19 protein-coding genes and 1 tRNA gene are annotated in these 18817 nt (G+C 70.3%); 5 read left to right on the top strand and 15 right to left on the bottom strand.

From position 1 onward, the window contains the following. The first annotated feature begins 30 nt into the window (after positions 1-30). The gene (locus AB0P08_RS11425; protein ID WP_363589945.1) at positions 31-1035 is read left to right on the top strand and encodes a LacI family DNA-binding transcriptional regulator; all 1005 of its coding nucleotides are present in this window, start codon (positions 31-33) and stop codon (positions 1033-1035) included. A 66-nt stretch (positions 1036-1101) separates the two neighbouring features. Here AB0P08_RS11425 and rplL read toward each other — a convergent pair whose 3' ends face one another. The 3 genes from rplL to AB0P08_RS11410 form a co-directional block, all read right to left on the bottom strand. Then, a complete protein-coding gene (gene rplL / locus AB0P08_RS11420; protein WP_025104227.1) occupies positions 1102-1485 on the bottom strand; it encodes a 50S ribosomal protein L7/L12 in 384 nt (127 codons plus the stop codon). Between the two features lie 48 nt (positions 1486-1533). Then, positions 1534-2022: a 50S ribosomal protein L10 gene (rplJ, locus tag AB0P08_RS11415; RefSeq protein WP_025104226.1), complete on the bottom strand. Its 489-nt coding sequence runs from the start codon at positions 2020-2022 to the stop codon at positions 1534-1536. A 324-nt stretch (positions 2023-2346) separates the two neighbouring features. Continuing rightward, a complete protein-coding gene (locus AB0P08_RS11410) occupies positions 2347-3321 on the bottom strand; it encodes a hypothetical protein (protein ID WP_363589944.1) in 975 nt (324 codons plus the stop codon). Between the two features lie 248 nt (positions 3322-3569). Between AB0P08_RS11410 and AB0P08_RS11405 the strand changes: the two genes are divergently transcribed. Continuing rightward, a complete protein-coding gene (locus AB0P08_RS11405) occupies positions 3570-4250 on the top strand; it encodes a YqaJ viral recombinase family protein (RefSeq protein ID WP_363589943.1) in 681 nt (226 codons plus the stop codon). Between the two features lie 34 nt (positions 4251-4284). On the opposite strand, the gene AB0P08_RS11400 is transcribed toward AB0P08_RS11405, so the two are convergent. Beyond that, positions 4285-5169 carry a LysR family transcriptional regulator ArgP gene (locus AB0P08_RS11400; protein ID WP_363589942.1) on the bottom strand — a complete coding sequence of 295 codons (885 nt, stop codon included), beginning with the start codon at positions 5167-5169 and terminating at the stop codon, positions 4285-4287. A 69-nt stretch (positions 5170-5238) separates the two neighbouring features. On the opposite strand from AB0P08_RS11400, the gene lysE reads away from it, so the two are divergent. Then, entirely contained in the window at positions 5239-5892 is a 654-nt protein-coding gene (lysE, locus tag AB0P08_RS11395) for an L-lysine exporter (protein WP_363589941.1), read from the top strand. 4 nt (positions 5893-5896) lie between these two features. Here lysE and AB0P08_RS11390 read toward each other — a convergent pair whose 3' ends face one another. The 9 genes from AB0P08_RS11390 to AB0P08_RS11350 all read right to left on the bottom strand — a co-directional run bounded on the left by AB0P08_RS11390 (position 5897) and on the right by AB0P08_RS11350 (position 11658). Further along, complete coding sequence (locus AB0P08_RS11390; protein WP_363589940.1) at positions 5897-6262, bottom strand: iron chaperone; 366 nt, start codon at positions 6260-6262, stop codon at positions 5897-5899. Between the two features lie 31 nt (positions 6263-6293). Next, positions 6294-7097, bottom strand: a complete 804-nt coding sequence (locus AB0P08_RS11385; protein ID WP_363589939.1) for an amino acid ABC transporter ATP-binding protein — start codon at positions 7095-7097, stop codon at positions 6294-6296. Further along, a complete protein-coding gene (locus AB0P08_RS11380; protein ID WP_363589938.1) occupies positions 7084-7749 on the bottom strand; it encodes an amino acid ABC transporter permease in 666 nt (221 codons plus the stop codon). Before AB0P08_RS11380 ends, AB0P08_RS11385 begins: the two co-directional genes overlap by 14 nt. Before the next feature lie 3 nt (positions 7750-7752). Next, positions 7753-8568: an amino acid ABC transporter substrate-binding protein gene (locus AB0P08_RS11375; protein WP_187662192.1), complete on the bottom strand. Its 816-nt coding sequence runs from the start codon at positions 8566-8568 to the stop codon at positions 7753-7755. 190 nt (positions 8569-8758) lie between these two features. Next, a complete protein-coding gene (rplA, locus tag AB0P08_RS11370; protein ID WP_025102336.1) occupies positions 8759-9448 on the bottom strand; it encodes a 50S ribosomal protein L1 in 690 nt (229 codons plus the stop codon). A gap of 11 nt (positions 9449-9459) precedes the next feature. Then, positions 9460-9891: a 50S ribosomal protein L11 gene (gene rplK, locus AB0P08_RS11365; RefSeq protein WP_025102337.1), complete on the bottom strand. Its 432-nt coding sequence runs from the start codon at positions 9889-9891 to the stop codon at positions 9460-9462. Between the two features lie 305 nt (positions 9892-10196). Further along, complete coding sequence (gene nusG, locus AB0P08_RS11360; protein WP_025102338.1) at positions 10197-11231, bottom strand: transcription termination/antitermination protein NusG; 1035 nt, start codon at positions 11229-11231, stop codon at positions 10197-10199. A 42-nt stretch (positions 11232-11273) separates the two neighbouring features. Beyond that, positions 11274-11546, bottom strand: a complete 273-nt coding sequence (gene secE / locus AB0P08_RS11355) for a preprotein translocase subunit SecE (protein WP_025102339.1) — start codon at positions 11544-11546, stop codon at positions 11274-11276. A 39-nt stretch (positions 11547-11585) separates the two neighbouring features. Beyond that, positions 11586-11658, bottom strand: a tRNA-Trp gene (locus AB0P08_RS11350). A gap of 192 nt (positions 11659-11850) precedes the next feature. Between AB0P08_RS11350 and AB0P08_RS11345 the strand changes: the two genes are divergently transcribed. Together AB0P08_RS11345 and AB0P08_RS11340 are read left to right on the top strand one after the other, a co-directional pair. Further along, the gene (locus AB0P08_RS11345) at positions 11851-13671 is read left to right on the top strand and encodes an HSP90 family protein (protein WP_363589937.1); all 1821 of its coding nucleotides are present in this window, start codon (positions 11851-11853) and stop codon (positions 13669-13671) included. A 28-nt stretch (positions 13672-13699) separates the two neighbouring features. After that, positions 13700-16492 (top strand): tetratricopeptide repeat protein, encoded by a 2793-nt coding sequence (locus tag AB0P08_RS11340; protein ID WP_363589936.1) that lies wholly within the window; start codon positions 13700-13702, stop codon positions 16490-16492. Between the two features lie 63 nt (positions 16493-16555). On the opposite strand, the gene poxB is transcribed toward AB0P08_RS11340, so the two are convergent. After that, positions 16556-18280 carry a ubiquinone-dependent pyruvate dehydrogenase gene (gene poxB, locus AB0P08_RS11335; protein WP_315637816.1) on the bottom strand — a complete coding sequence of 575 codons (1725 nt, stop codon included), beginning with the start codon at positions 18278-18280 and terminating at the stop codon, positions 16556-16558. A gap of 40 nt (positions 18281-18320) precedes the next feature. Continuing rightward, on the bottom strand, positions 18321-18758 hold the full coding sequence (locus AB0P08_RS11330; RefSeq protein ID WP_363589935.1) for a pyridoxamine 5'-phosphate oxidase family protein: 438 nt from the start codon (positions 18756-18758) through the stop codon (positions 18321-18323). Positions 18759-18817 lie beyond the last annotated feature (59 nt).

Raw genomic sequence — 18817 nt, 5'->3', positions numbered from 1 at the left:
CCGTCGTGGAACCGGGTCGAGGAGGACACGATGAGCACGATCGCCGACGTCGCGATGCGCGCCGGTGTGTCCAAAGCGACCGCGAGCCGTGCGCTCAGCGGCCGCGGCTATGTCTCGGGGGAGACCAGGCAGCGGGTGGAGGAGGCGGCGCAGGACCTCGCGTACGTCGCGCACTCCTCCGCCACGAGCCTGGCCACGGGGCGTACCGGCACCATCGGCCTGGTGATGCCGCCGGTCGATCGGTGGTTCTTCGCCGAGCTGCTGGCGGGCGTGCAGGAATCGCTGCTCGCGCTCGACTACGACCTCTCGCTCTACGGCGTCCCCGAGCGCTCGGAGACCAGGGAGCGGCTGTTCGAGAGCGTGCTGCCCGGCCGGAGGTTCGACGGCATCATCGCCGTCGGCATCCAGCCCAGCGCCCGCGAGCTGGAACGACTGCACCATACGGGGCGACCGCTCGTGAGCGTGGGCCCCTACAGCGCGGGATCGAGCGCCGTGTCGATCGACGATGCGGCCGCCGCCCGGATCGCCACCGAACACCTCATCGACCTCGGGCACACCGACATCGCGTTCGTGGGCGGTGCCACGGATGACACCGACCTCAGCTACGGCGACGCCCGCCGCCTGGCCGGCTACCGGGAGGCACTGCACACGGCGGGACTCACGCCGCGGGCGCGGGTCGCCGGTTCGGCTCCCACTATGCCGGGAGGCTACGCGGCGGCGGCGGGACTCCTCGGTGACCGGTGGCACCGTCCGACCGCCATCGTCGGCGTGTGCGACGAGGCGGCCATCGGCGCCGTGATCGCGGCTCGCCGCCTGGGCATCGCGGTGCCGACCGAGCTCAGCGTCGTGGGGATCGACGACCACGAGCATGCGGAGATGTTCGCGCTCACCACCATCGGGCAGTCGCCGCGGGATCAGGGACGGGAAGCCGTGCGCCTGCTGATGCGGCGGATGAGCGAGCCGGATGCTCCGGTCGAGCGCGTCGAAGCCGCCTCGGCGCTCGTCGTCCGCAGCTCGACCGCGGCGCCGCGCTGACCCCGCAGACGCACGAAGGCCCCGGGCGGAACCCGGGGCCTTCGCAGAAGCGCTGGTGCGCTGGAATTACTTGAGGGTGACGGTCGCGCCGGCCTCTTCCAGAGCAGCCTTGGCCTTCTCGGCCGTCTCCTTGTTGGCGCCCTCGAGGACGGCCTTCGGAGCACCGTCGACGACGGCCTTGGCCTCGCCGAGGCCGAGCGAGGTGAGCTCGCGGACAGCCTTGATGACCTGGATCTTCTTGTCGCCGGCAGCCTCGAGGATGACGTCGAAGGAGTCCTTCTCCTCCTCGGCCGCGGCCTCGCCTGCGCCGCCAGCGGCACCGGCGACGGCGACGGGGGCAGCAGCGGTGACCTCGAACTTCTCCTCGAACGCCTTCACGAACTCGTTGAGCTCGATGAGGGTCAGGCCGGCGAACTGCTCGAGCAGCTCCTCGGTGGAAAGCTTCGCCATGATGTATCTCCTAGATAGATGGGGTTTGTAGACGAGATCGCCGGTCGCTTACGCGGCCTCGGCGGTCTCCAGCTTTTCGCGAAGCGCGTCGATGGTGGCCGCAGCCTTGCCCATCGTCGCCTTCATCATGCCCGCGGCCTTCGCCAGCAGAACCTCGCGGCTCTCGAGCGAGGCGTACGTGTTGACCTCGTCGGCGGTGAGGGCCTTGCCCTCGAAGATGCCCGACTTGATCACGAGAAGCGGGTTGGCCTTGGCGAAGTCACGCAGAGCCTTGGCGGTGGCGACGAAGTCACCGTGCACGAACGCGACAGCCGACGGCCCCTTGAGGTCGTCGTCCAGCGCGGAGATGCCGGCCTTGTTGGCGGCGATCTTGGTCAGCGTGTTCTTCACCACGGCGTACTCAGCGTCCTGACGGATGCTGTTGCGCAGCTGCTTGAGCTGGGCAACCGTCAGACCGCGGTACTCGGTCAGCAGGACGGCGTTCGAGTTCTCGAATGACTTCGTGAGCTCGTTGACCGATGCATCCTTCTGCGCCATGGTCACTCCTTGGTGTGTACGAGGCGCCGCACGGTGGTGGGGCGCCGGCCTCCGACCCCCTGCAAAAGAGAAGAGCTCCGGCGCAAGCGCACGGAGCTCGGAAGTTCGTGACACCTGCGCGGGCCCCTGCGATGCAGAGCTTCGATCCTGTGCACTCACGCGCACACGACGACCAGCGGTCTTCGGTTACGACCACTGTACCCCACGCTCCCTCTCCCCCCAAATCCCCCTCCTCCTCCGTCGACCCACCCCTTTCGGTGCACCCCGGCCCCTTGCGGCTGCACGCAAGGGGCCGGAGGGCACGGAAGGGGGTGGGTCAGCGACTCAGCGGGCGAAGAGACCGAGGGCGCGGAAGTGTGCGTCGGCCGCGGCGAGGGAGGCGACGTGCTCGCTCGTCACCCGGACCACCCGCCAGCCGGTGGTCCCGCGCACCCAGTCCTCGCGGATCTTCTCGTCGAGCACGACCTGTGACACGGGCCGGCCGCCGCGGAGGCCCTCGTCCAGGTACTTGTCCCGGCCGTCGCACTCCACGAAGGTGCGGGACTGGTCGACGGCGATGTCCATCCAGAACCGACCGCCGCGCGGTCCGTCCACCGGCACCTGCAGACGCGGCCTGCCGAAGCCGAGCTGATGGAGCCGGTACCGCGTCACGCTCTCCAGCGGAAGCTGCGCGCGCCCGTCGGCCAGGACCACGATCCGACGGGCCTGCACGATGCCGCGGAGCCGGGGACGACGCACTCGATCCGCGAGGTCCGTCAGGAGAGCCTGCGCCGCGGTGTCGTCGAACTCCCACGGGTCGCCGCCGACCAGAGCGAGGGCGGCATCCGCGACGGCGAGAGCCGCCTCCGGAGCGGCCGTGCGGGCGAGGTCGACGACCGTCCGGGCGAGGGAGGTGCAGCGGATGCCGTCGCGCTCCACGATGTCGCCGGCGACAACCGCGCCCTCGTGCCGCAGGATCCCCGAGGTGCTGTGGCGACGGTCGGCGGGCGCCGTCACATGCACCCTCGTCGGCCGCACCCGGTACAGCGGCAGACCCCACAGCACCGCAGCCGAGGCGTGCGAGAACACGGGCCGCGTCCCCGAGGCTGCGAGGTCGGCGGCCACCACCTCCGCACGGTGCCGGGACTCCGGGGCGAGATCGCTCCAGTCCCGTTGCGCGAGGTACCACCCGCGACGCACATGATGCAGCTGCCGCCCTTCCACCGCGGCGTGGAGCGTCCGAGACCCCCACCCCTCCTCCTCCAGCCGCCGACGACCGAGGAGCATCGCCCGGATCTCGTCCACACTCACCTGTCTCATCCCTCCGACTCTCCCCTCTCCTCTCGCCGATCCCCCGCCTTCCCGCAGTTCCCCACACCCTTTCTCTCCCTCCCGCGCCCTGTGCAGGAAGACACCCCTCGTCCTCGACCCACCCCTTTGCGTTCGAGCCACCCCCTTGTGCGCGCACGCAGGGGGCCGGGACGCACGGAAGGGGGTGGCTCGGCGGGAGGGCGGGAGGGGCGGCGTGTACGGCGGGAACGGGGGTGGGGGAGAGTTAGAGTCTTCTGGTGACCCCGGAACTCCAAGCTCGCATCGTCGCGGACTCGCGCGACCGCGTGGCGTGGATGAGGGCACGGTCCCGGGGCATCACGGCCACCGACGTCGCCGGGCTCACCAGCGAACGCTCGATCGCCCGTGCCGCCGACGCCAAGCTCGGCGGGGGGCCGCGGTTCGGCGGGAACGCCTACACGGACCACGGTCGACGCCGCGAGCCCGAGATCGCCGCCTGGGTTGCCGCGACGCACGGCATCTTCCCCTCCTCCGCGTTGTTCCGCGCCGAGGTCGAGCACCGCCACCTGGCCACCCCCGATGGCATCTCGGTGGACGCGGACGGTCGCGTCAGCCTCGCGGAGATCAAGACCACCAACAAGGCCTTCCGCGGCATCCCGCGCACGTACCTGCGCCAGGTCTGGTGGCAGCAGCACGTGCTGGGCGCCGAGCGCACCCTGTTCGTCTGGGAGGAGCACGTCGACTTCTCCCCCATCCACGACGAGCCCCGCTGCGTGTGGATCGACCGGGACGACCGCGAGATCGCCAAACTCGTCGGTCTCGCGACCGACCTCATCGACGAGCTGTACCGTCGCACGACGGGACGCGCGGTGCCGACGCGCTCCGCCGCCCCGATCGACAGCCGCCGCGAGCAGCTCCGCGAGCGCGACGCCTTCCGCGCCCTCGCCCTCGCCGACTGAGCGAACGCCGAGGGCCTCGGGGCGCCCCGCCCGGTCAGGGGTCGCGAGCGAGCACGCGGCGCGCTTCTCCCGCGACCTCGGCCGCGATCGTGTCCAGCAGCGCGGAGCGCAGGTTCCACTGCTGCCAGTACAGGGCGACGCGCAGGGTCGGACCGCCGAGCGCGACGAGCCCGGGGACCTCCTGCAGTCGCGGCACCATCCCCCAGCCGAGGCCGAGGCCGACCGCGAGCGCGTAGTCGTGCGACGCCGGGACGTAGTGTCGCGGAACGCCCGCCGCCGGCACTCCCCGTGCCGCCAGCCACTCGTGCTGCAGGGTGTCCCGGCGGTCGAAGTCGACGAACGGCGCGTGCGCCAGCGCGGCGGGCGTCACGCCGTCCGGGAACCATCGACGGGCATAGGCAGGCTCGGCCATGGCGCGGTACTCGAGCACGCCGAGGGGCGTGACCGTGCACCCCGCGACCGCCGTGGCCTCGCTCGTCACCGCCGCCATGACCGTTCCCGATTCGAGCAGTCGGGCGGTGAAGTTCTGATCGTCGCGGTGCAGGTCCAGGTCGATGTCGTGCGCGGCCGAGAGGCGCGCCATCGGCGTGAGGAACCAGGTCGCCAGGGAATCCGCGTTGACGGCCAGGGGCACCGTGATGCGGTGTCCCCCACCGCCCTCCTCGATGCCGACCCCGGCGAGCGCATCCTGCTCCAGGAGCGCGATCTGCCGCGCGAGGCGCACGACGGACTCCCCGGCCTCGGTGAGGCGGACCGGCTTGCTGCGCACGAGGAGGATCCGCCCGAGCTGCTCCTCGAGCGCCTTGAGCCGCTGGCTGACCGCGGACGGGGTGACGCGCAGGCGGCGGGAGGCGGCGTCGAGGGTCCCCTCGTCCGCGACGGCGGCGAGCGTGGCGGCGAGCTCCGGGTCGATCCTCACATCAGCGATGCTAATGGTGAGAAAGGAATCTTCGCTGCACCTCATGGCCAGCATCCCTAGGCTCGATGCATGCTCACCGTTCTCGCCGGCCTCGGCCTCGGCCTGTCGCTCATCGTCGCGATCGGCGCGCAGAACGTGTTCGTGCTGCGACAGGGCATCCGGCGCGAGCACGTCCTCGCCGTCGTGATCGTCTGCGCCCTCTCCGACGCCGTGCTGATCATCGCCGGCGTCGCCGGGCTCGGCTTCGTGCTGTCCGCCGCTCCCTGGCTCGTCGTCGTTGCCCGCTGGGCAGGGGCGCTGTTCCTCCTCGGCTACGGGCTGCTCGCGGCGCGACGGGCCTGGCGTGGCGGCGAGGAGCTGGTGGTCGACGGGGGCGACGCTCCGGTCCTCGAGGCGTCCGGTGGCACCGGGACCCTCACCCGCACCCGCCTCGCCCCGGTGATCCTCACGACACTGGCGTTGACCTGGCTGAACCCGCACGTGTACCTCGACACGGTGCTGATGCTCGGCTCGATCGCCGCGACGCACGGCGACGAGCGATGGCTGTTCGCGGCAGGGGCGGTCATCGCGAGCCTCCTCTGGTTCACCGCCCTCGGCTTCGGTGCCCGCTACCTCGGACGGTGGCTGCGCACCCCGCGCTCCTGGCGCGTCCTCGACGCGGTGATCGCGGTCGTGATGATCACGTTGGCGGTGAGCCTGGTGCTCCCGGTGCTGGACGCCTAGCCACTCACGCCGCGTCGATCTGCGCCACCCGCGCCCGGACGAGGGCCCGGACCGCGTCCTCCGGCAGCGGGTGCTCCGGCTGGAACCGGATCGTCCCCTTGTCGACGCTGATATCGGGATGACCGTCGAGGAGGCCCGCCACGGCAGCGACCGCCTCGGGGCTGAACGGGTAGACGCCGATGTGCTTCTTCGCACGCATCACCGAGAGCAGAGGCTTTCTGGCGAGCACGAGCGCCGGCATCCCATACCCCTTGCCCTGCTCCGCATCCGGCACCTCCTCCGTGGCGATCGCGTACACGCGATCGATCACTGCGCGGTCCGCCGCGTCGAGGTCGGTCAGGTAGTCGTCGATGGTGCCCACGCACCGCATCCTGCCACCGATCGCCCTCGGGGTCGAGGGCTCAGGCGCCGTCGAGCGGACGGAGGATGCGCGTGAGGAACCGTTGCGTGCGCTCATGCTGCGGGGCGCTGAACAGCTGAGCAGGCGGCCCCTGCTCCACGACGACGCCGCCGTCCAGGAAGAGCACGTAATCTGCGGCTTCGCGGGCGAAGCTCAGCTCGTGGGTGACGACGGCCATCGTCCATCCCTCATCGGCGAGCTCCTTGATGACGAGCAGCACCTCGCCGACCAGCTCCGGATCGAGGGCGCTCATCGGCTCGTCGAACAGCAGCAGGTCCGGTTGCAGGGCCAGCGCCCGCACGATGCCGACCCGCTGCTGCTGCCCTCCGGAGAGCTGATGCGGCCGCGCGTCCGCCTTGTCGGCGAGGCCGACCCGGGCGAGCAGCGCCTGGGCCTCGGCGACGACCTCGGTCTTCGGACGGCCCTGCACCCGCCACGGCCCTTCGATGACGTTCTCCAGCACGGTCAGGTGCGGGAACAGGTTGTGGTGCTGGAACACCATCGCCGACCGGTCACGCAGCGCCAGCCGCTGCTGCTTCTCCACGCGCGGTTTCGGGCGCACCTCCGGTGCGAAGTCGATCTCCGGTCCCCCGGCCATCACGATGGTCCCCGCGTCCGCCGTCTCCAACCCGTTCAGGGCGCGCAGGACGGTCGTCTTGCCCGAGCCGCTGGGCCCGATGAGCACCACGACCTCGCCCCGATGCAATGTGAGGTCGAAGCCGCGGAGCACCTCGGTGGTGCCGAAACTCTTGTGCAGCCCGCGTGCGGTGAGCAGCGGTTCGGCCGTGGGGTCAGTGCGCGACACGACTGTCGAGCCTCCTCTCCAGGGCGCTCTGCCCGAAGGAGAGCACCAGGCAGATCACCCAGTAGACCAGCGCCGCGGCCAGGTACAGCACCATGAACTCGAGCGTGGTGGAGGCGATCTGCTGCGCCACCTTGAACAGCTCCGTCACGAGGATCAGCGAGGTGAGGGAGGTGTCCTTCACGAGCGAGATGAACGTGTTGGACAAAGGCGGCACCGAGACCCGGGCGGCCTGCGGCAGGATGATGCGGGTCAGCGTGCGGGTGCGGTTCATGCCGACCGTGTACGCGGCCTCCCACTGCCCCTTCGGCACCGAGAGGATCGCCGCCCGCACGACCTCGGCTCCGTAGCCGCCGACGTTGAGCGAGAGCGCGATGATGGCGCTCGGCCACGGATCGAGGGTCACCCCGACGGACGGCAGGCCGTAGAAGATCACGAAGAGCTGCACGAGCATCGGCGTGCCGCGGATCACCGAGATGTAGAACCGCGCGACGCCGGACACCACCGGGTGCACCGAGATCCGCATCAGCGCCATGCCGATCGCGATCACGAGCCCCAGGACGAACGACACCAGGGCGAGCGGGATCGTCGCCGTCAGCCCCGCCCAGGCGATCGGCCCGAGCGAGGAGAAGAAGAGCTCCCAGGGATTCTGCATCGCCTACTGCGAGACGTCCTCGCCGAAGTACTTCTCGCTGATCTCGGCCAGTGTGCCGTCGGCACGGAGCGTGTCGAGCGCCTCGTCGACCGCATCGACGAGCGCCTCCTTGTCCTTCGTGAACACGAAGGCCTGCTCGCCGGCGTCGTCGGTCTCCGCGGCGATCTTCAGGCCGGTCGGGCTGTTGGTCGTCTCGTAGTCGAGGAAGGTCAGCTTGTCGTTGACGGTGGCGTCCACCCGGCCCTGGCGGAGGAGCTCCACGGCCTGCGCCCAGCCCTCGACGCCCTCGACCTTGGCGCCGGACTCGGTGGCCAGCTCGTACCAGTTGCTCGTGAGGGACTGCGCCGTCGTCTTGCCCTCGAGGTCGTCGAACGACGAGATGGAATCATCGTCCTCCTTGACCACGATCACGCCGGGCGACACCGTGTACGGGGTGCTGAAGAGGTACTTGGCCTCGCGTTCGTCGTTGATCGACACCTGGTTCGCGATCACGTCGAAGCGGCCCGCGTCGAGCCCCGCGAAGATCGCGTCCCACTGGGTCTCCTGGAACTCGACCTTCAGACCGAGCTCGTCGGCGACGGCCTGGATGATCTCGACGTCGTAGCCGGTGAGGTCGCCGGAGCCGCCGTCGCCGTGGAAGCTGAACGGACGGTAGGTGCCCTCGGTCGCGACCGTCAGCGTGCCGTCCTTCACCAGGCCGAAGTCGGAGCCCGCGGCGCTCTCGCCGTCCGTGCTCGCGGGCGTGCTCGAACCGCTGCACGCGGTCAGGGCGGCAGCGGCGACGACGAGTGCGGTGACGGCGATGAGACGACGGGACATGGACCCTCCTGGGGTGAGAAGCGCGGGTGCGAGTTTACGCGACGACCGCGGGAACTCCCCCACAGTACGCGTCGCTCCGGGCGTTCCCCGCATCGGATGACGCCGGATGTCGCGGGCGGCCCGGGAACGCGGAACGCCCCCGGGCGGACCCGGGGGCGTTCGGTGCGACAGGTGCGAACCCGTCGACGCGTCAGATGGCGTTGACGTCCAGCGGGATGCCGGGGCCGAACGTGGTCGACACCGCACCCTTCTGGATGTAACGGCCCTTGGCGCTGGACGGCTTGAGGCGGACGATCTCCTCGAGAGCGGCGTCGATGTTCTCGTTCAGCTGCTCGGCCGAGAACGAGGCCTTGCCGATGACGAAGTGCACGTTGGCGTGCTTGTCGACGCGGAACTCGATCTTTCCGCCCTTGATCTCCTCGACGGCCTTGGCCGGGTTCGGAGTCACGGTGCCGGTCTTCGGGTTCGGCATCAGGCCACGGGGACCGAGCACCTTGCCGAGACGGCCGACCTGGCCCATGAGCTCCGGGGTCGAGACCGCGGAGTCGAAGTTGGTCCAGCCGTCGGCGACCTTCTGGATGAGCTCGGCGCCGCCGACCTCATCGGCGCCGGCAGCGATCGCCGCCTCGGCCGCGGGGCCGGTGGCGAACACGATGACGCGGGCGGTCTTACCGGTGCCGTGGGGCAGGATGACGGTGCCGCGCACCATCTGGTCCGCCTTGCGCGGGTCGACGGCGAGCTTCAGCGCGACCTCGACGGTCGAGTCGAACTTCGCCGAACCGGTCTCCTTCGCGAGCGCGACGGCCTCGGACGGCGTGTAGAAACGGTCTGCCTCGATCTTCTCGGCGGCAGCCTTGTAAGCCTTGGACTTGGTAGCCATGATTATTCTCCTCAGCCCTCGACCGTGATGCCCATGGAACGGGCGGTGCCGGCGATGATCTTCGAGGCGGCCTCGATGTCGTTCGCGTTCAGGTCGGCCTGCTTCTGCTCGGCGATCTGACGGACCTGATCCTTGGTGATCTTGCCGACCTTGACGGTGTGCGGGGTGGCCGAAGCCTTCTGCACGCCGGCGGCCTTCTTGATGAGCTCCGCCGCGGGCGGGGTCTTCAGGACGAAGGTGAAGCTGCGGTCCTCGTAGACGGTGATCTCGACGGGGATGACGTTGCCGCGCTGCGACTCGGTCGCGGCGTTGTACGCCTTGCAGAACTCCATGATGTTGACGCCATGCTGACCGAGCGCGGGGCCGATCGGCGGCGCCGGGTTGGCGGCACCGGCGTTGATCTGAAGCTTGATCAGGCCGGTCACCTTCTTCTTCGGTGCCATTCTCTTTCCTTTCCTCGAGGCGGATGCGAGCATCCGCTTCTCCCACGGCTCCGGCCTCTCCGGCCCGTGGTCGTCTGCGCGCCCTTCGACAAGCTCAGGGACCCCAGCGGGCTATCGCACAAACCACGTAAGTCTACCTGATCATTCCCCCACTCGCGAGCCGGCCCCTTGCGTGCGAGCCGGCCCCGTGCGTGCGTCCGCAAAGGGCCGGGAGGCACGGAACGGGGTGGGTCGGGGAAGAGAGAACGGCCGCCCCGGAAGGGACGGCCGTTCTCGTGCACTTCGGCAGGCTCAGTGACCCGCGGTCAGATCATCTTGGTGACCTGGTCGAACGACAGCTCGACCGGGGTCTCGCGCTCGAAGAGCGAGACGAGGACCGTGAGCTTGCCGCTCTCCGGCTTGATCTCGCTGATCGAGCCGGGAAGACCCGCGAACGAGCCCTCCTTGATCGTGATGGTCTCGCCGACCTCGAAGTCGACCTCGGCGGGAAGCGGACGGGCGACGGCGACGCCGCCCTTGGCCGCGATGTTCTTGGCGGTCGGGACGTCCTTGACCTCGACGAGGGACTTCAGCATGTTGAAGGCCTCTTCGAAGCGCAGCGGCGTCGGGTTGTGGGCGTTGCCGACGAAGCCGGTGACGCCGGGGGTATGCCGCACGACCGACCAGGTGTCCTCCGTGAGCTCCATGCGCACCAGGACGTAGCCGGGGATGCGCACGCGGGTGACCATCTTGCGCTGGCCGTTCTTGATCTCGACGACGTCCTCCATCGGGACCTCGACCTGGTAGATCTCGTCCTCGACCTCGAGCGTCGACTTGCGCTGCTCGATGTTCGCCTTGACCTTGCGCTCGAAGCCGGCGTACGAGTGGATGACGTACCACTTGCCGGGGAGCATGCGCAGGTCCATGCGGAAGGCCTCGTACGGGTCTTCCTCGGAAGCCGACTCGTCCTCGTCGGACTCGGCGGCCGGACGGTCGTCCTCGCCGTTGACGTCGGGCCCCTCGTAGGGGGTGACCTCGTCGGCGGCCTCGGCCTCCTGCTCCGCGACCTCTTCGGCCACGGAATCGTTGAGGACCTCGGCGGCGGCTTCGGACTCCGCGGCTTCGTCCAGGTTCAGAGCGTCGTTCACGATGGCGTCCGCCTCCGGGTCGTCGATGTCGATGTCGATGTCTTCCGTCTCCTGCTCGCCGTCCTCGTCCTCGACGTGGACCGCGACATGCTCGGCAGAGGTGACCGAGAGCTCCTCGGCGGCGAGCACGTTGCCCTCCTGGGCCTCGTCCTCCTCGCTGGACTGCTCTGCGGCGGTCGCCCAGTCGGCGTCGTCGGAATATCGTTCAGACACGTTGCTTCTTCTCCATAGCTGCGGCCGATGCCGCGGGGGTCATCAGCCAGGGATTCCGAACACGTAGTGCGTCAGGAGCCCGAAGACGTAGTCGAGACCGTAGACGATGCCCATGACGATCAGGACGAAGACGAGCACCACACCCGTGAACTTGAAAAGCTCCTTGCGGGTCGGGGTGACGACCTTGCGCAGTTCGGCGATGACCTGGCGGATGAACAGGGCGATGCCCCCGAAGAACCGGGAGAAGGGGTTGCCCTTCTTCTGGCGCGTGGCGCCGGCCGCGACGACGTCGCCGCGCGGTTCGTCCTGATCCATCCTGAATGTACCTTTCGTGTGTCAGCGTGCGCTGACGCGCAGGGCGGACAGGAATCGAACCTGCAACCTGCGGTTTTGGAGACCGCTGCTCTGCCAATTGAGCTACCGCCCTAGAGACCCGGAGATCTCGGGGATGCCCTCCCCACCCTGCCACCGGCCGATGTCGAAGACGCCAGGCACGGCGAAAGAATGCAGAGAACAACTGCTCACCAAGCATACGGCATCGATCCCGTGGTGCCGAACAGGAAGCGGAACCCGCGTTGTTGCTAGGCTCGGCGGGCGGACGAAGCAGGAAGGGACGCATGTGAGTGGGGATGTGCAGCAGTTCCAGGTGGATCTGCGCGGAGTCGTCGACCTGCTCAGCAGGCACATCTACTCCAGTCCCCGGGTCTATCTGCGGGAACTGCTCCAGAACGCGCGGGACGCGATCGCGGCGCGCGGCGAGGTCGACGGGGGCGGAGGCCGCATCCGCATCACGCCGCTCACCGCGCAGACGGGCGAGTTCGTGCTCCGCGATGACGGGGTGGGGCTGACCGCGGCCGAGGTCGCCGATCTCCTCGCGACCGTCGGGCGCAGCTCCAAGCGGGACATCTTCGACCTCCCCCGGAGCGACTTCCTCGGCCAGTTCGGCATCGGGCTGCTGAGCTGCTTCATGGTCGCCGACACCATCGTCATCCGCTCCCGCAGCGCCAGAGGCGGCTCCGCGGTGGAGTGGACGGGCAGCGCCGACGGCACCTTCCGGGTCGCGGAGATCGATGACGACCTGCCGATCGGCACCAGCGTGCACCTCGTGCCGCGCTTCGACGCCGACGAGCTGCTGCGACCGGCCGCCGTGCACGAGCTCGCGACCACTTTCGGGGAGTTCCTGCCCGTGCGGGTGACCATCGATGCGACCGGCGGGGACATCGACGTGACCCGCGAGGCGCCCTTCCTCGACCCCGCCGCCGACGTCGAAGCGGCCGTGCAGTACGGCCGCGACCTGCTCGGTGCGGCGCCGCTGGACGTGATCCCGCTGACCGAGCCGGCGACCGGGACGCAGGGCCTGGCATACGTCCTGCCCTTCGCTCCTCCGCCCGGCGCCCGGCAGGCGACCCGCATGTATCTGGGCCGCATGCTGCTGTCGGAACGCGTCGACGACGTGCTGCCCGACTGGGCGTTCTTCGTGCGCGCCGTCATCGACTCCACCGGCCTCGCACCGACCGCGAGCCGCGAATCCCTCGTCGAGGACACGGCGCTGGAGCACGTCCGCGAACAGCTCGGCGCCGGGATCCGCCGCTGGGTGCTCGAACTCGGACTGCGTGAACCGCATCGCCTCGCCCAGTTCGTCGCCGTGCACGAGGTCGGACTCAAGTCACTGGTGCGCCACGACGAGGAGCTCGCGCGCTTCATCACCCGCTGGCTCACGGTGGAGACCACGCACGGCACGCTGCGGATCGGCGAGCTCGTGGAGCGGTACCCGCACGTGCGCTACGCCCAGACGGTCGACGAGTTCCGCCAGGTAGCCGGTATCTCGCCGTCCGACGAGGTCCTCGTCAACGGCGGCTACCTCTACGACGCCGACCTGATCCGGCTGCTCCCCGACCTCTACCCGCAGGTCACGGTCGAGAAAGTCGACGTGACCGGGGAGCTCGATCGCCTCGACCCGCCGCCGCTCGACGACCGGGACATCGCGATGGCGCTGGAGTCCCGCGCCGGCGCCGTCCTGCAGTCCTCGGACTGCGCCGTGGTCGTCCGGGCGATCGACCGCCCGGAGCTGACCGGACTGTACGTGGCGGACCCCGAGGTGCTGCGGACGATCGACCGCGGGCGCACCAAGGGCATCGCGAGCACGCTCTGGGGCGGGGTGCTCGACCGGATCGACCAGACGCTCTCCTCTTCGCGGGACGACGACCTCACGGCGCGACTGTGCCTGAACTGGTCGAACCGCGTCGTCCGGGCCCTCGTCCGCGTCGAGGACGACGCCGTCTTCGCACGCACGGTCCAGCTGCTCTACATCCAGGCGCTTCTCGCGGGGCACCACCCCCTCTCGGACGCCGATCGGGCGCTCATGACCAGCGCCCTCTCCGACCTCGTCTCACTCTCCGCCGGTATCGAGGGGGACACTCTCCCCTTCGACGCGCGCTGACACCCCCCGACTACCCGAAGGGCCCTCCATGGCACGTCCGAAGAAGCGCTTCCAGCAGCTCATCGAGGAGATCGATCGCACCCCGTGGGGCCCGGCGGAGCAGGCCCTCGTGGCGGAGGCGGTCGCGCTGGCCATCGAGATCGGCGACGAACGGCTGGAATACGAAGCCCGGATGCGGCACACCGCGTCGGCGAACATGGTCGGCGCCACCGACGTCATGCTGAACTCCTTCGCCTGGTGCCTCGCGCATCACGACGCCGACCCGCAGCGGTTCCCCGCCGACCTCGACAACGGCGGCGCCGACCTGATGTGGCAGTTCAAGTGGATGGCGTCTTCGCTGCGCTCCTCCCCCGCCTTCTCGCAGGAGCAGATCGCCGCGGTGCTCGACGACATGGAATCGCACTACCGTGCCGCAGGACTCGGCCTCAGCGGCGTGCTGACCGCCCGCTTCGAGGACGCCTGGGACGCCGGCCGGTTCGACGCCGCCGAAGCCCTCCGCGTGCAGCTCGAGGCCACGCCGCGCGACGAGCACAGCCACTGCGACGCGTGCAGCCGCAGCCAGTTCGCGGGATTCTTCGCGGAGACCGATCGCGACGCCGACGCCATCCGGCTCGTCGAGGAGATGATCGAGGGCGGTTTCTCCTGCGGCGAGGAGCCGGAGCACGCGCTCTCCCGCGTCCTCCTCCCGTACCTCCGCGCCGGACGCACGGAAGATGCGAAGACCGCGCACCTGCGCAGCTACCGACTGGCCAAGGACAACCCCGACAACCTGCGCATCGTGGCGAACAACATCGTGTTCGCCGCGATCACCGGCAACGAGGCGCGGGCGCTGGCCCTGATCGAGAAGCACGTCGCGTGGCTCGCCCACGACGGCCTCAACGTCGACGCGCACTTCGCCGCCCTCACGGCGTTCGCGGTCGCTCTCGACCGCGTCACCGCCGCCGGCCACGGCGACACCCCGGTCCGCGGTGCCGACGCCCCTGCACTCGTGCCGCTGCTCGGGGCCCACGACGGCCCGTGGAGCGCCGCCGACCTCGCCGCGACCGCCTGGTCGACGGCGGAGCGCATCGGCGCGGACTTCGACGAGCGGGACGGCACCGACGGCCACGCCCGCAGCCTCGCCCGGATGCGCGCTCTGGCCGACGAGAGCTACGACGTCCCGATCCGCTCCGACGCGTTCGTCGCTCCGGCTCCGGCCACCGCTCCGGCGGATCCGCAGGCCTGGTACGAGCGGGCGATGCAGCTCGCGCAGTTCGGCGCCGAGCAGGAGACCCTCGCCGCGCTCCCGCACGCCCTGGAGGTCGACGACCCCGCCCAGCGCGCGCAGCTCCTGTCGATGCACCTCGGCATCCTCGTCGCGCTCGATCGCGTGGACGAGGCCGAGCGCCTCCTCCCCGAGCGGATCGCCGCCCTGCGGGCCGCAGGGAACGACGCGCAGGCCGACCTCGAGGAGCGTCTGAAGCTCGCGACCTTCGGGCTGCACACCGACGAGACCATGGCGGCACTCGAAGAGGAGTTGGCCGCGGCCGACCGTCTGCCGGCCTGGTCGCGCGGCGACCTGGCCATCAGCCGCGCGTCGCTGCACCTCAGGGCCGAGGAGCCGGACGCGGCCCTCGACCTCGCCGAGCTCGCGGCCCGCTCGTTCGCGGAGGCGGAGGACACCCGGCTGTCCAACACGACCACCCTCGTGGCGATCGGCGCCGTGCTGAGCAAGGGCGACCTCGACGCCGGCCGCACGCTCCTCGACCGCTTCCTCGCCCAGGACGACCTGTCCGCCGGTCATCGGGCCCACGCGCTGCAGACTCGGGCCCGCGTGCGGGGTGGCACGGGCGCGTACCAGGATGGGGCGACGGACGCCGACGAGGTGTGCCGGCTGCTCGCCGAGCTCGGCGCCACGCGGGCTCTCGCCGACGCCCATGTGCTCGCGGGCGCGCTCTGGGAGGACGCCGAGGAGCCCGAGAAGGCCGTCGCCCGCTACCGTCTGGCTGCTCGGCTGCAGGATGACGGCGATCGCACCGGCGTGGACTTCCGGTTGGCCAGGGCGATGCTCCGCGCGGGAGACGCCGAGGAGGCCGCGGAGCTCTTCGGCGACGTGCTCCAGCGCGAGGAGGACGCCGAGACGCCCGCCGGCTCCCGTGCCATGACCGCCTCTCTCCTCGCTCGGTCTCTCGCCGAGTCCGGAGAGTTCGGCCAGGCGGTCGGCGCACACGGCTACGCCGCCGAGTTGTTCGGACAGGCGGAGGCGCACGCGGACCAGGCCATGGCCATGACGGAGCAGGCGAAGATCCTCGCCCGCTTCGAGGAGCACGACGACGCCGTGCGGCTGCTGGAGGGCGCAGCGGAGATCGCTCGTCGCGCCCCCGAGGCCGTCGGCGCGCTGTCCGAGGTGCTGCACAGCCTCGGCCAGGCCTACGGCGGTCGCGGCGACGAGCGCGCCTTCCCGCTCTTCGACGAGGTCGCCGCGCTCGCCCAGGAGCATGAAGCCGGCTGGCTGCTCGCGGACGTGACCGACTCCCGCGGCCGCGCCCTGGCCCAGCTCGGCCGGATCGACGAGTCCGTCGCCGCCGCCCTCACCGCCGCCGATGGTTTCGCCGCGCTCGGGGATCAGGGCGCCGCCGGGAGCTCGGAACTGTTCGCGGGGCGCGTCCTCGCGGAGAACGACCGTCCGGCCGACGCCGTACCCGTCTACCGGAGCGCCCTGGACCATGCCGAGAGCTTCCCGCCGCTGCGTCAGGTCGCGGCACTGGAGCTCGGCGATGTGCTGGAGGCACTGGGACGGCACGCCGAGGCCGCAGAGGTCAGGGCCCTCGTCGAGAGCTGACACGCCGCCGGCTCGGGATCCACAGGGGGTCCCGAGCCGGCGTCGTCGCGGTGGTGAGCCGCGTCAGAACAGCTGACGCCAGTTCGCCCGTGCGAGGTCGAGCAGCTCGTCCCCGCGGCCCGACATGACCGTGCGGATCGCGTAGAGCGCGAAGCCCTTGACCTGCGCGGCCTCGATCGCCGGCGGCATGGACAGCTCCTGGCGCTCGGTCACGACGTCGAGCAGCGCGGGACCGTCGTGCGCGAGGACCTCACGGACCGCATCCGGCAGATCCTCGCTGCGCTCCACCCGACGGGCGAAGATGCCCATGGCCTCGGCGATCGCCGCGAAGCTCGGGTTGTCGAGCCCCGTGCCGTAGGTGACGAAGCCGGCGGCCTTCATCTCCAGCTCCACGAAGTTCAGCGATGAATTGTTCACCACGATCGTCTTGACCGGGAGACCGTTCTGGGTGAGCGTGAGCAGCTCGCCGAGCATCATCGCGAGGCCGCCGTCGCCGGCGAGCGCCACGACCTGACGATCCGGATGGGCGACCTGCGCGCCGATGCCGTGCATCAGGGCGTTCGCCATCGAGCCGTGCGTGAACGACCCGATCAGCCGGCGTCCCTCGGTCATGGACAGGTAGCGCGCGGCCCAGACCGTCGGCGAGCCCACGTCGGCGGTGAAGATCGCGTCGTCGGCGGCGTACTCGTCCAGCAGGCGTGCCAGGTACTGCGGGTGGATGGGGCGCGCGCCCTTCGCCGGCACCGCGAGCTCGTCGAGCTTCTTCCGCGTCTTCCGGTAGTGGGCCACGGCGTCGTCGAGGTGGCCGCGGTCGTCCTTCCGGGCGAGACGGGGCAGCAGGGCCTCGGCGGTCGCCTTCACGTCGCCGACGAGCCCGAGGTCGAGCGGGTGCCGCTTGCCGAGCTGCGAGCCGCGGATGTCGACCTGGATGGTGGTCGCGTGCTCCGGGTAGAACTGCTCGTACGGGAAGTCGCTGCCGAGGACGAGGAGCGTGTCCGCCGCCTCCATCGCCCGATAGCCCGACGCGAATCCGAGCAGCCCCGTCATGCCGACGTCGAACGGGTTGTCGTACTCGATGAACTCCTTGCCGCGCAGCGCGTGGACGATGGGGGCACCGAGTGCGTCGGCGAGCGCGATCACCTCGTCGTGCGCGCCCTCCACGCCGGCCCCGGCGAGGATGGTGACCTTCTTGGCCGCGTTCAGCATGGTCGCGGCCTTCTCCAGCTCCGGACCGCTGGGCTGGATCAGCGGGCGCGTGCGCTCGATCACCACGGCGCGGTCATCCGCGATCTCGGACAGCGCCACATCACCGGGGATCACGAGGACCGCGACGCCGCGCTGCTCGATGGCCGCGCGCATGGCGATCTCCATCAGCCGCGGCATCTGCGACGGGTCCGCGACGTATTCGACGTACACGCTGCACTCGCGGAACAGCTCCTGCGGATGCGTCTCCTGGAAGTATCCGGTGCCGATCTCGACGGTCGGGATGTGGGCGGCGATGGCCAGCACCGGCACTCGGGAGCGCTGCGCGTCGTACAGGCCGTTGATGAGGTGCAGGTTGCCGGGGCCGCATGAACCCGCCACGACGGCGAGGTCCCCGGTGGTGCCGGCGTCGGCCGCGGCGGCGAAGGCGGCGGACTCCTCGTGGCGCACGTGCACCCAGCGGATCCGGCCGTCCTTGCGGAGGGCGTCCGTGAGTCCGTTCAGGGAGTCGCCCGGGATGCCGTAGACCCGGTCGACTCCGTTGGCGTTCAGAGTCTTGACGATGTTCTCAGCGACGTTGGCCATACCCCGACCCTACGCCCGCCGAGGCCTCCCCGGGCCGGGCTCAGTACTCCTGCGGCCCGTGCCGGTCGGGCTCGGGATCGCGCCGGAACGCACGGCCGGAGACCGATGTCGGCGCGATGCGCACGTACACGCGCTTGTCGGTCGGGATCCACGGGCGCAGACCCGCCGCCTCCGCCCGCTCGATGTCGGCGTCGGTCTCCAGAGCTTCCGCACGTCCGCGCACGATGACACTCCAGGCCGCGGTGTCCGTGTGGTCGTCGACTTCGAAGAGCACGTCGGCGGTGACCGTCAGCTCGAACAGCTTGCTCCCGGGGGCGGTGCGGAACAGCAGGCCTTCGCCGTCCACGGCATAGTTCACGGGGAAGATGTCGATGGTCTCGCCGACCCGGGTCACGAGCCGCCCGAGCTCCTGGCTGCGCAGGTGCTCCCAGCTCTGCTCCGCGGTGAGGGTCTGGACCGGATCCGTGTGCGCGCTCATGCCGCCATTGTGCCTCGTCCGCCCTCGACGCGCACCCCCGTCGACCCGGCCCCTCTCGT

This window comes from Microbacterium meiriae, from assembly GCF_040686935.1.
GTDB lineage: Bacteria > Actinomycetota > Actinomycetes > Actinomycetales > Microbacteriaceae > Microbacterium > Microbacterium meiriae.
The sequence above is the reverse complement of the archived record's forward strand: the minus strand, read 5'-3'. Positions and strand labels throughout refer to the sequence as shown.